The following is a 12,562-nucleotide window of genomic DNA, read 5'->3' on the forward strand; positions in this document are numbered from 1 at the left end:
TCAGGCCACCCCCTGATGCTCGGCCGGGTCGGCGAGGTGCGTGGCGTCGCCGAGCACCTCCGCCTCGTCGACCGGCTCGCCGGTGACGTCCTCCGGGTTTTCGTCGTCGCCGGGCGTGATGACGACGGTCGGCTTGAGTTCCTGCTCGGACATGGGCAGGCTCCTTCCGCTGCGCTTGTGAGAGGGCATGAAGAGGCCGCCCACCCCGAAGGGGGTGGACGGCCTGGTAGGTGGGTGCCGGCGGCTACGCCGCGGCGGGCGTGGCGGTGTACCGGGACGGGTCGGTCGGGTCCTGCTCGACCGCGTAGCCCTCGGCGGCGAACGCGCCGTAGGTGATGTCGTCGACCACGCGGGTCGACCCGGTGACCGGAACGGTGTTCTGGCCGGGCAGCACGACCGAGCCGTTGACGGTGACGTCCTTGGTCACCGTGGTCGGCTCGCCCTCGACGACGACCTGAAAACTGATCTGCTCGTCGGGCCGGTAGGTGGCCTTGCTGAAAACGACGCTGACGGTCAAGGAGACTCCTGTCGTACGGATGGCGAGAGGCATGGGTGTGTGGTCCTGCCTTACAGGTGGATGCCCCAGCGGGCGGGCAGGGCGGAGGCGGCCGGCACGTCGAGAGTCATCGACAGGCGAGTGGCGCCGTCGAGCGCCGTGATGCCGGAGTAGGTGACGGTGATGCTGGCGCCGGAGTCCTGGATGTCGAGCCACCCATAGGCGCGCATGTTGCCGCCGGTGTAGTAGTAGCCGTGCGACCAAACTTCGAACGGGGCGGATGTTCCCTGGTCGAAGGGGGCGCCCGACACATTGGGCCAGTAGGTGCCGCCGGTGTCGGCGGCGGCGCTGCCGTCGTCGGCGTACAGCGCGTGCCGGTCGCCGCTGACAACGATGACCTTGCCGATGCCGGAGGCGTTGGCGGCCACCCAGTCGCGGATCTCCGCCCACTCGGTGGCGTAGGACCCCCACCGGTCGCCGGTGGTCGAGTCCCGCCGCCAGTAGATGCCGGAGACCACGACCTTGAGAGGCTCCGGCTGGAGCAGCTCGTTGCGGAACCACTGCTTCTGCTCGGGGCCGAGCATGGTCTTGCTGGGCGACTCGGCGTCGGTGCGCGGCGAGCGCTGGCTGCGGGTGTCGAGCTGGATGAACCGGACGCGGCCGATGACCCAGCTCTGGTGGATCGCGGTATCGCCAGAGGTAGCCAGCGGGTAGTGCGGCACCACCTGCCGGTAGGCGGCGGCGACCAGTGGCCCCGCCGGCGCGGCGGCGTCGGAGTTGGGGCCACCCCAGTCGTGGTTGTCCCACGTGTAGGTCGTCGGGACCGTGGAGGTCAGCTGCCGCATGCGCGCCGGCGCGAGCGAGGACTTCCACTGCGCGACGACGTCGGCATAGGTGGCTCCGGCACCGAAGTCCCTGTAGTGGATGTCGCCCTCATAGAGCATCCGGCGGGCCCTGCCGTACGGGCCCTCCCGCTCGGCGATGGCCTGGAACGTCTCGGAGTTGCTGTTGGTCTGCGCGCACGAGCCGAAGGCGATGCTGAACGACGTGGGCGAGCCCGGTGTCGGGTCGCTCGTGAACGAACCCCGGCCCGCCTCGATCAGCGCCCCGTCCGCCTGCACCCCGTAGTGGTAGAGCGTGTTCGGAGCTAGGCCGGTGCAGGTGAGCTTGACGATGCCGTCGGCATCGGGCGTGCCGGCAGGCGACAGCAGCGGCGCCGACAGGTCCGGCGAAGCGGACACGACCAGCCGGGCCGACGCGACATTCTCCAAGCCGCACGACACGGTTGCGGAGGTGCTGGTCACCGCACCGATCCAGGAGTGGGTGACCGCAGGCAGTGCGATGGCAGGGCCGAGCCAGCCGACTGTGGACGCGCCGACGTCGTCCATGTGGATCGTCCAGGCCGTCGCGAGACCCACGAAGTTGCCCACACCGCAACGGACCCGGTCGATCGGGCCGCCCATCTTGATGCCGGAGTAGGACAGCGTCTCGGTCGGGGTCAGCGAGTCCCCGGCGTAGATCCGCACCTCGATGGTGGTGCTGGCCTGCGTGGCGCTTGCCACCGCAGATGCCTCGACACGCCACCATGAGCCCGGAGTAAGGGTGGTGGTCGAGACGCCGGCCTGCGTGGAGGCGTCGCCCCAGACGACCAACTTCCCGTCGTTACGCAGGCGCGTCGCCCACCTCTGGTTGGTGCCGAGCAGTCCCCGGAGGATCGCCAGCTCGCCGTTGCTGGGCAGCACGTCGTAGTGGACGTAGATCCGGGAGTAGGTAGCCCCGGAGTAGGGCGCGGTGACCAGCGACGTCGACCATTCCCAGTAGGCAGGCTGCCCACTCGACTGCCCCATGGTGATGAGCGCACTGAGCGTCCCGTGCGCCGAGCGGACATCGGAGTACGTCATCGCGTTGCCCGCGCCGACGTCGATCAGATCGGCGGGGTTTCCGGCCGCGCTGGCGCCGGAACCGGCTGCAGTGACCGTGGTGCCGTTTGCGGCACCGGTCTCGAAGGTGTTGAGAAGGGTAGGCACGGGTCAGCCCTGCATCATCAGGAGCTGCACCACGAGGTCACCGGCGCCGCCGCCTGTCTGGTCGACGTCGACGGTGATGTAGTCGCCAGGGTTGAGCTGCACGACCTCAAGCGGGGCCATCTTCCCGGAGGTGTTCTGGCCGGCGGCGATCGTCAGCCGGCCCGTCTGGGCGGGGAAGATCGAAGAGCCGTTGCGGTTGATGTCGAGAACCGTGTCGACACTGCCCGGCGTGCCCAGCGTCGCCCGCGCGGAGGCGAGCGTCAGGTTCGACTCGGTGTCGTTGTACAGCCGGTGCCTGCCGGTGCCGACCGACAGTAGGCCCGCGATCGACAGCGGCGGCCAGACGGTGCCGGGGTCGTTGGTGGTGTCGGCCGCGTCCGTGGTCACCATCAGCGCGCGAGGCCCGTTGTCGCCCGCCTGCGCCCACATCTTGGTGATGCCGTCGGGGCCGCGGAAGGGCGCGATCTGGCCCTTGGAGCGGAAGCCAGCGCCGTCCTCGGAAAGGACGACCGTGATGGGCTGCCCGTCGGTGTCGAGCAGGTCGTCGTACTGCGTGCCGGCCTGCTCGTCCGACCAGAAGGTGATGGCCACCCCGCCGACCACCACGGCGTTGTTGCCGGTGAAAGCCCCGATGACGACCTCGTCGCCGTGGGCAAAGGTCCAGTCGGCGATTCCGCCGCCGAAAGAGAAGCGCATGGAGCCCCGTTCAGATTGCCGCCGGGAAGACCAGCGGGTGGATATTGACGAACTTGTCGACGGCGAGGCCGCCGTAGCAGGCGACCTGGCAGACACCGTTGGTGTTGATCACGACGCGGCACTCGCCGCTCGACGGGGCGAAGGCCACGCCCTCGAACGGCCGGGTGGGCCGGAATCCCTCTGGCAGCTGGGCGAAGGTGACGAGGCCGGTGCCGATGGCCCGGACCTTGCGCTGGATGGTGACGCCGACGTACACCAGGCCGTTGACGCGGCGCATGGTGTTGAAGCCCGCCGCCCATCCAGATGCCAGTGGCAGGGTCAGGTCTCCGCTGTCGTCGGCGGCGACCAGCCATCGGGTGCCGTTGTGCACCAGCCACCGACCGACCTCGGTGTCGAACACGCTGCGGCCGACCTGCCCTGGAGGGCGGGTCGACGTCTTGCAGCGGATCTGGCCGTCCTCGCCGAGGTGCCAGGCGCGAGTGGTGACGGTGTCCGCAGGCAGCGCCGTCACGCCCGAGTTGACTCGGACCTCAGCCAGCGGGAAGTCGTAGACGCCGGTATTGCCGGTGTCGAAGGTCAGCGCCGGCGCGACGGGATTGGCCGCTGGCGTGCCAGTGATGACGTGTTCCTTGATCTCGTACGTCGACCGGTCGAGACGGAGCACGACCATGTCGATGCGCGGGGAGCCGCTGGTGTTCGCCTCCAGCGACGGCAGTGCGATGTCCGTCGGGCCGGACTCCCAGTAGCTGCCGCGCAGCCAGACCACGAGGCCGGCGCGGACCTTGACCACCCGCGTTCCGGTGCCGTCCGCAATGACGGGCGCCGGGTCGTTCGGGTGGCCGCCGAGCCCGTCGGGCAGGGAGGTGTGAACGAGGCGCTCGTGCTCCACGCTGGTCAGCGACCCGCTGTTGTAGCCGGGGCGTGGGTAGGACTTGGATGCCACAGCACTCCTTCCGAGCTGCTGGGTGAAGGGGTGAGGCCGCGGCTGGTCAGGCGCTGGGCGTGGACGGCAGGGCGCGGCGCTCCAGGAGGGCGAGCCGGCGGCTCATCTCGCGGAGGCGATGGATCCACTGCGGGTCGGTGCTGGCCTCCTGGCCGCCGACCATGGCGCTGACCAGCTCGCCGGCTGTCGCCCATGCCTGCAGGTGCACCAGGCGGACCAGGTCCGAGACCTGCTCGCCGGGGCCGACCTCGATGGACACTCGGTCGCCGAGGCCGTAGTGGATGCCGTAGCGCTGGTCCTCGGTGTCCCAGGCGGACGACTGCAGTCGGGCGGTGGCGGCTTCGCGGGTCAGGACTTCGTCGCCGGCCTGCTGCAGTTCGGCCAGCGGGTCGCTGCCGGGTCGGGCCACGTACGTTTCGCGCCGACCCCACACGGACTCCAGGGCCGCGTCGGTGCGGCCGATGATGTAGCGGTCGCTGCCCTCGCCCTGGCCGCCGACGATCGCCGTGGTGATGGCCGGGGCGCTCTCTTCGTACGCGAGGTACCGCAAGTTGTTGAGCCCGAAGCCGAAGCGGACCACGTTGCTCAGGTCTCGTGGGCCGTATGTCTCGAAGACGATGTCCCGTCCGACCTGGCGGGTGCGGAAGCCGATGCCGCCGCCGGCGAGGGCGATCGAGCGCATGCCGTCGCCGAGCTGGTCGAGGCGCAACTTCCCGGCGACCGTGGTGCCCACGCCGGTGGGGCCCGCGACGACCAGGCGAGGGATCCTGCGGATGGCCTGCGCGGCGGGGCCCGCGTTGCCGTTGACCAGGTCCAGCAGGACCAGCTCGGCGTTGTTGTTGTACTCCCAGAAGTCGGTGTCCTGCGCTTCCGGCGTGAGCGCCGGCTTGGGGTAGGAGTTGCGGGAGACGACCAGGCTCAGGTCGTCGGCGAACTCCACCGTCAGCTTCCCGATCCCCGAGTTCTCGCCGTCGTCGCTGCGCTCGATGAGCCGGCGCTCCCACGGGCCGGCCGCGAAGATCTGGCCGTCGCGGATCACGACGATGCGGGCTCCGGGGGTGAGGATCTCCCGGATCCACGGGTACGCAGGGCAGGTGAACTGGCCACTGCTGACCTCGTTGAACCGGAGGGTGACGTCGACGGTCTCCCAGCCGGTCAGGTCGCTCAGGACGTTGAGGTTCCGGTCGGTGACGAGCAGTTTGATCGCCATCGACTACGCCGTCTCGTAGCGCGGGAAGTACGACAGCTCGACCTGCGTGCCGGCGCCGGATCCGTTGACCTCGAAGTTGACGTCGTTGACGCCGGGCACCAACCCCCAGAGGATGGCGCCAGGCCAGTTCAGGGAGCCGATCAGGTTCTCGCCGGCCGGCCCGCGCACCAGCGTCCGTTCGGGCGCGATCGTGATGGTGGCGGTCTGCCCCGCCGCCAGCGTGTGGGTGAGGGTGAAGCTCTCACCCGTGGTCCCGTTCGTCGCCACCAGCTCAGTGGCGGGGCCGGTGATCTTCCAACTCGGCCACGCTTCGACGTCACCGGGGTTGTTGATCGTCGACTCGCCGAGGATCTGCGAGCTGGAGACGGTCAGGTAGGGGCTCAGGTAGGGCACCGTCGCGCCGACGTAGGAGCGGCGCACGAACTGCGGCTCGACGTCCTGCCAGAACCCGTCGGGCGCAAACAGGGTCAGCACCGGGTTTGCGAACCTGAGGTTCTCGCCCGGCTCACCGCCCCAGCCGTCTTCGAGTAGACACCGGATGGACCTGGCCTTGCCGTCGGGGCGCGCCACCGTCAACAAGCCCGGGCCCTTGTACTTCGTCAAGGTGAAGGCCCGCATGAGCCGCCGGTACCGGTCGAGGAACTGCAGGTGGGTGTCGCCGTAAATGTGCAGCGGCCACGTCAGCCGACGCGGCTCGGCCCGCTGGTGGCGCACGGTGACGCCGCCACGAGCCAGAGGGTCGGTCACGATCGTGACGGGGTTGGCGCCCCAGCCGCCGATCTCCGGTCGGGTGAGCCACCCGTGCACCGTGTGGGGGCCGGTCAGCTCCCACACGGTGCCGTTGGGGTCGGTCCAGGTGGCACGCATGGTGCCGACCCGGGGCCGCTGCGGCGGCGGCGTGACGACCGGAGGAGTGACCGGCGGGGGAAGGGTCTGGATCGCTCGTACTGCAAGAGGCATGCAGACTCCCTCCCTCGCCGGTCACCCCGGGTGGTGTCAGTTGGGTCGGCCAGGCCTCCCCCTCGCGTCGCGGGCGTTGGCCCACGCGTTGAGCCGAGGGATGTCGAGGTCCTGCTTGGCGAAGTGCCAGTGGTGGGTTTCGCCGCCGCGCGGGTTGTCCTGCGCGTTGCGCACCAGGGCGCTGATGTCGCTCCACTGGCCGTCGGTGAAGACCGGTTCCGGGCGGCCGGTGCCGTTGAAGACCGTGCTGACGCCCGGCGGCAGGAAGCCACCGGAGTCGTAGGCCCAGTGGATGTGTGCGTTCGGCTGACCGGCGACACCGTGGTTGGCCAGCAGTGATGCGCTGTACCGGTGGTGCCTGCCGTTGTGGATGTTGCGGTTCGGGTCGCCGGCCCAGATCAGCTCCCGGGTGCCCCGGAAATAGCGGTCGTGGATCCAGTTGAAGACATCCCGGCGCGGGGGCAGGTCGACCGCGCGACCCTTGTCGCCGTCGGCGGCCGTCATCGCGTGGTACGACAGGTTCCCCGACGGGGTGCGCGAGCCCTGCCGGTAGCCGGAGTACAACGCGAGGCCCGGGAAGACGACCCGCAGCAGCCGCATCATGTCGGCAGACCCGATGCCGCCGCTGCTGGCCCCGCCCTTGGCGATCTGGGCGAGGACCACACTGCGGACCTCGTCCATGGCGGGGATCCGGGTGGACAGCGCGGTGACGCTGTACGGCCAGGTCACCGAACCACCGCGGGCGAACCCCGGGAGCATCTCCTTGGGTACCAGCCGGTGGCGCAGTGCCTCCATGAAGGACTCGCCGTAGTAGTCGACCGAGCTGACCGGCTGCACGAACTCGCGGTTCGACAGCCATGCCAGGTTCGAGTCCGACGTCGAGGTGCCCTCGCCCCAGACCCGGCCGCCGGCGGAGAAGAACTGCGCCGAGACGCCGTATCCGTCGCCGCGGGGCTTCAGGCCGGCGTTGCCGCCACCCTGCGGGTAGTCGCCCTTCGCAGCAGCCTTGGCTCGGTTGTACTCGGCCCAGGCGTCCGAGGGCTCGATGCCGTGCTTCAGGGCGTACTGGGCGACCTGGAGCATCTCCAGCTCCTTGTAGACATCCGTGAAGCCCTTGGTCGTGTAGACCGTCTTGACCTCGTCGGGAATGTCTCCGTAGGCGTCGATCAGCTCGCGCGCCTTCTTCTCGTCGTAGCCGAGCTTGTCGGCCTCCTTGATCAGGGCCTCGATGCGCTTGTTGTGCAGCTCCGTGGCCTCCGCCATCGGCACACCCGCCTCGATGTCGGCGAGATACCGGTCGCGCACCGCGCCAGCCGCCGCCTCCAGGGCATCCCTGTTGCGCAGTCCGGAGTCGGACTGGGTGTCCAGGCTGCGGGCCGCCTTGTCGGCCGCAGCCGCGCTCAGCCGGTTCGCGTCGACCTGAGACTGCAGGCTGCTGCGGTTCTGCTCGATCGTCGAGGTGAGTCCGAGGACGCCCCGTGCGTGGGCCTCCTCCGCCTCGATTGCGCCGATCTTCGCGGCCGTCTGCTGCTCGATGGCCCGACGCAGCGCGTCGACGCGCTGCGCGGCGGTCGACTCGGCATTCCCGAAGACCTCCACGAGCCCCTTGAGGTAGGAGATCCTCTCCGCGTTCGCGCCGAGCTTCTCGTTGAGCCGGAACTGCTCCGTCGTCAGCTTCGGCGTCGATTCGGCCAGCCGCAGCTGCGCCTCGTCGAGAGCCTGCTGAGCCCGGGTCGCCGCGTTCAGCTCCGCGAACTGCCGCTGCAGGGACTCCACGGTCCCGTCGATCGCCTTCGCCTGCTTGTCGTACTCCTCCAGCCGGCGGATGCGCTCGTTCGGGTCCTTACTGAAGGCCAGCGCCTCCTCTTCGAGGGCCTTCTTCTTCGCCTGCAGCGCGGCGATGACGCGCTGCTGCGCGGCGTGCTCGCCAGCCGCCGCCCGGGCGATGTCCTCGACCGCGATCCCGTACTCGTTGGCACGGTTGATCAGCTGCTCAAGCTCGTCGGACTGGGCGACGATGTCCTTGACGCTCTGCGAGGAGACGTCCCGGGTCTCCCGGTACGCCTTGCCCAGCAGCATCAGGGCCTGGGTGAGGTTGTCGACCCGCTGCTTCTGCTCCGCCGCCTTGGCGGAGAAGTAGCCGGCGGCCAGGATCGCGCCGGTGATCGCGATACCCCACGGTCCACCCAGGAAGCCGACGAGGCTGCCCAGCCCCTGAACAGCCAGGCCAGCTCCGGCCCGAACGCCCGCGAGGGTCGAGGTCATCGTCCTGGTCACCGCGTCGGACTCGACGATCCGCGTCCGTGTGGCGGCCAGCTGCTGGCCGAGAGCGGAGAACGCCGTCGTGGTGCGGTCCACCGCGCTCCTCGCGGTGTCCTGCATGCCGATGCTGGACTGCTGCGCCTGGATGGCGTTCTGCCACTCCATGCGGAACAGCGACACCTGAGAGCCGGCGTTGTAGAACGCCGTCCGGGTGCGGTCCAGCGCGCCGGTCAGCATGTTCTGCGAGGTGGTCGCCGACCGCTGCGTGTCCGCCGTGACGGACAGCTGGTTGCGGTAGCTGGCCATCTGCGTGCCGGCGGTAGCCATGGCGGTCCGGTTGCGCTCCGTGGCAGCGATGTGCTCGCGCTGCTCCGCCACCGCCGACTTCCACGAGTCGTTGAGGTGGGCCACCGCGTCACGGAAGCCCGACGCGACGGTGCGCCCCCGGTCGGCCGCCTTGTTCCAGGTGTTCTGGGTCAGGGCCGACAGCCGCTGCGCGCTGCTGAACAGCAGCATCAGCCCGGCGAACGAGCCGAGCACGAAGACCAGCGCCGTGAGCATCGGCATCGGGATGCCGTTGAGCAACTCGATGAAGGAGGTGAACACCGCCAGGACCACGGAGCCGATCGGCGCCGCGGCCTCAACGAAGCGGGCGACGAAGCTGATCAGCTCGCCGATCAGGTCGACCGCCACCGGCCCGTTCTCCCGCACGTAGGCCAGGAACTCCTGGAAAGACGGGTTGGTCTCCAGGGTCGAAGCCCACTGGGCGAAGTCGCGCGCCAGGTTCTCCAGGCCGCCACCGACGTCGCCGTTGAACGGCGTGAAGGCCAGGTAGAGCCCTGCGAGCCCGGTGGCCACGTCGCGACCGATCCGGTACAGCTGCTGCAGGGTGGGCACCGCGCTGTCGCCGACGAAGCCGAAGAAGTCCCGCCACGTCTCGTCGGTGCTCAGGAACCGCGCCGACTCGGCGAACAGGTCACCCACGGCGCCGGCGACCGAGCCCATCCACTCGGTGAAGGCGGGCAGGTACGGCAGGGCCGTCTCGATGGCCGTCTGCACCCCGGGCAGCAGGTTGTCCGCCGCCGCGGCGCGCAGGTCCTTCAGCTCGTCGCGCAGCTCGAAGATGAACCGTGCGAAGTCGCGGGCCCGAGGCGACAGCTTGTCCAGGGCGTCCTGGACCTTGTTGTACGCCTCGCCGCCGGCGATGCCGGCCTGCATCTGTGCCATCTCGGCCTGGCGGGCCGCCGAAGCGACCGCCTGCTGACCCTGTGCCACCGCGAACGCGGCCTGCCGGGCCTGGGCCTGCTGTGCGTACCGGCTGTCGGCCAGCCGCCGCTCGGCGTCGGCCACGCGGCGAGCCCCGTCCAGCTGGGCCCGCTCGATGGCCTCCTGGTTGCGCTGCGCCGAACGCTGCGCATCCTCGCGGATGCGAGCCAGGGTCCGCTGGGCATCGGCCACGCGCTCGTCGGCGGCGGCGATGCGCTCCTGCGCGGCCACCACCTCGTCGGAGCCCTTGACCCCCTTGCGGTTCGCCTCGGCCTGCTGGTCGGCCAGTTCCTTGCCCTGGCGCTTCAGGTCCTCGATCTGCAGCAGTCGCCGCTCGTAGGTGATGCGGGCCTGCTCGCGCTCCTCCTCCGTGGCGCGGGGGTTGAGCAGGACCTTGTCCAGCTCCTCCTTGGCCTTCTTGACCTCAAGGGTCGCTGCGCGCTGGTCCAGCGCGTTCTTCTTGACCGCGGAATCCAGGTCGGCCAGGGCGGAAACGGCGTCGCGGTAGGCAGCCGTCAACGCCTCGCGGGCCTCGCGGGCGTCGACCTGGGCGCGAGCGAGGGTCCGCTCCGCGTCGGCCTGCCGCTCGGCGTAGGCCCGAGCCTCGTCCTTGGCGCGCTCCAGCGCGGCCCGCGTCGACTCGGCCGCCTCCCGGCGGGCATCGGCAACGGCGCGCTCCGCGTCGGCGACCGCCTGAGCGGCTCGCCGGGCGGAGTCGGCGTTGTTGGCGCGGGTGTTGGCCAGCGACCGCTCCGCCGAAGCCAGCGACTCCAGGGCGGACTCCTGCTGGTTGGCCGAGCGGGCGAACGAGGCCGCGGACTGGTTGGAGGCATCCTCCAGCTGCTGCATCGCGCCGACGGCGTCGCCGATGCCGGAGAATCCGAGCACCATCGCGCCGACGCCGGCACCGGCCGCGAGCGCGGCCGTGCCGATGAAGCCGATCGCGGCGGCGGCAGACAGAGCCACCGGCACCAGGCCGGTGCCCAGCGACAGGCCACCTGCAACCAGGGCCTCGATGCGCGACAGCGACACGGTGGCCGCGTCACCGACTCCGCGCAGCTCGTCCTGGCCGGACACCTTCAGGTCGATCGACTTGCCGTCCAGCCGCTCCGCCATACGCTCGGCCTTGGCCAGCTCGGCGGCGGCAGCGACGGCGTCGACGTGGATCTCCAGCGACGGGTCGGAGTTGGCCAGCTCGACGAGCGCACCGCGGATCTGCGCGATGTAGCGCAGCGCCTCGGCCGCGTCGATGTCGACGCCGATCTCCAGGTCCTTGAGTCGCTGCAGGTCGTCGCGGATCTGCTTGACGGCCAGCTCGCCCTGCGACGGGTCGACCGGCAGCTTGAAGTCAGGCAGCGACTTGAACGCCTCTTCGAGCTGCTTGGCGACCCGGCCAGCGAAGGTCTTGCCGAACGCCTCCTCGGCCTCGCGCCGCAGTCGCTCGGCAACCTTCTTGGCCTCGGCGGCAGCGCGGTCGTCCTTGCGCTTCTGGTCGGCCTTGTCGCGCTCCTCCTGCCGCTTGCGGTTGCGTTCCTCCTGGTCGGCCAGCCGCTTCTGGCGGGCGGCCTCCAGGTCGGCAAGGCGCTGCTCGCGGGCGGCAGCCAGGTCAGCGAGGCGCTGCTCGCGGGCAGCGGCCTGGTCGGCGAGGCGCCGCTGACGCGCCTGCTCCTGGTCGTCGAGACGCTGCAGGCGGGCCCGCTCGCGCTCGTCCTGGGCGGCCTGCAGCTTGCGCAGCTGCTCGGCAGCGGCCTGCTCGGCGCGCTCGATGGAGGTGACGGTGGCGTCGAAGACCTTGTCGATCGACTGCAGGGCGATGTCGGCGTTGTGCCGCATCTGCGTCGACGGGGAGGTCCTGGCAACCTTCTCCAGCGAACCGCGCAGGCGCTCCAGGTGCGCCATCGACTGCTCGCTGCCGACCTCGCCCACAGGCAGGCCGGCCAGGCGCAGCATCTCCCGACGCAGGGCCTCGATGCGCTTCTCGGCGACGCTGGTGTCAGCGTCGATCTTGATGGTGGGCAGGGAAGCGGCACCGCGGGTCAGCTCGGACTGCCACCTGCGCCGGAAAGCTCCCAGCTGGTCGTCCATGCCCTTGGCGATGGCCTTGCCGGTGGCCTGCCCCGCCTCGCGGGCCGCGGCCTCCGTGCGCGTGGCGGCCTCGCGGACGCTCTTGGCCAGAGCCTCCGGAAGCGCCTTCTCGGTGGCCTCGCCCAGCCCCTGCGCGATCTGCCGCGCGCCCTCCTTCAGTTGGGCGTCGATCCGGTCGAAGCTCGGGACGATCTGAATGAACGCCGTACCGATGTCGTAGGCCACCGGACCTCGCTTTCAGGTCAGACGGCCGGCGGGGCGGGCTCAGGCGTTCGAGCCCGCCCCCTCAGCGGCCTTGTGCGGCAGCAGTCGCGCGGTCAGGGAGTTGTGCTGCCTCCAGCGGCGGCGGTTGCGCTCGCGGTCCAGCGCGGTCCTTGGCCGCGGCATGCGCCTCGCCGGTCCGGGCTTGACGCCCTTGAGCGACGCCATCGCGCGGATCGCCTCGGAGAGCAGATCGCACAGGTCGGTGAGCCGCTCCACTTCCGGCGACCAGTCCGACATGCGGGCGCGCGGCGGCGCATCGGCCGGCGAGTGGGCCATGACCTGCTTCGCCCACTCCGGGTCGGCGGTCATCGCCTCGATGAAGTAGCTGTTGCGCGGGAGGTGGTCGATCCAGT

The 12,562-nt window shown here is 70.3% G+C and carries 9 protein-coding genes; all 9 read right to left on the minus strand.

From position 1 onward, the window contains the following. Window positions 1-153: a hypothetical protein gene (locus ACGF5G_RS08380; RefSeq protein WP_393260162.1), complete on the minus strand. Its 153-nt coding sequence runs from the start codon at window positions 151-153 to the stop codon at window positions 1-3. Between the two features lie 91 nt (window positions 154-244). Next, window positions 245-517 (minus strand): hypothetical protein, encoded by a 273-nt coding sequence (locus ACGF5G_RS08385; protein WP_393260164.1) that lies wholly within the window; start codon window positions 515-517, stop codon window positions 245-247. A gap of 50 nt (window positions 518-567) precedes the next feature. After that, window positions 568-2,523 carry an alkaline phosphatase D family protein gene (locus tag ACGF5G_RS08390; protein WP_393260166.1) on the minus strand — a complete coding sequence of 652 codons (1,956 nt, stop codon included), beginning with the start codon at window positions 2,521-2,523 and terminating at the stop codon, window positions 568-570. A 3-nt stretch (window positions 2,524-2,526) separates the two neighbouring features. Further along, complete coding sequence (locus ACGF5G_RS08395; protein ID WP_393260169.1) at window positions 2,527-3,315, minus strand: hypothetical protein; 789 nt, start codon at window positions 3,313-3,315, stop codon at window positions 2,527-2,529. Continuing rightward, on the minus strand, window positions 3,230-4,162 hold the full coding sequence (locus tag ACGF5G_RS08400; RefSeq protein WP_393260172.1) for a hypothetical protein: 933 nt from the start codon (window positions 4,160-4,162) through the stop codon (window positions 3,230-3,232). Before ACGF5G_RS08400 ends, ACGF5G_RS08395 begins: the two co-directional genes overlap by 86 nt. A 46-nt stretch (window positions 4,163-4,208) precedes the next feature. Continuing rightward, window positions 4,209-5,372 carry a hypothetical protein gene (locus tag ACGF5G_RS08405; RefSeq protein ID WP_393260174.1) on the minus strand — a complete coding sequence of 388 codons (1,164 nt, stop codon included), beginning with the start codon at window positions 5,370-5,372 and terminating at the stop codon, window positions 4,209-4,211. Between the two features lie 3 nt (window positions 5,373-5,375). Further along, window positions 5,376-6,332 (minus strand): phage distal tail protein, encoded by a 957-nt coding sequence (locus tag ACGF5G_RS08410; RefSeq protein WP_393260177.1) that lies wholly within the window; start codon window positions 6,330-6,332, stop codon window positions 5,376-5,378. 36 nt (window positions 6,333-6,368) lie between these two features. Further along, complete coding sequence (locus tag ACGF5G_RS08415) at window positions 6,369-12,170, minus strand: hypothetical protein (RefSeq protein WP_393260180.1); 5,802 nt, start codon at window positions 12,168-12,170, stop codon at window positions 6,369-6,371. 39 nt (window positions 12,171-12,209) lie between these two features. Continuing rightward, the gene (locus tag ACGF5G_RS08420) at window positions 12,210-12,518 is read right to left on the minus strand and encodes a hypothetical protein (RefSeq protein WP_393260183.1); all 309 of its coding nucleotides are present in this window, start codon (window positions 12,516-12,518) and stop codon (window positions 12,210-12,212) included. Window positions 12,519-12,562: the final 44 nt, after the last annotated feature.

The organism is Micromonospora sp. NPDC047730, assembly GCF_043204765.1.
Lineage (GTDB): Bacteria > Actinomycetota > Actinomycetes > Mycobacteriales > Micromonosporaceae > Micromonospora.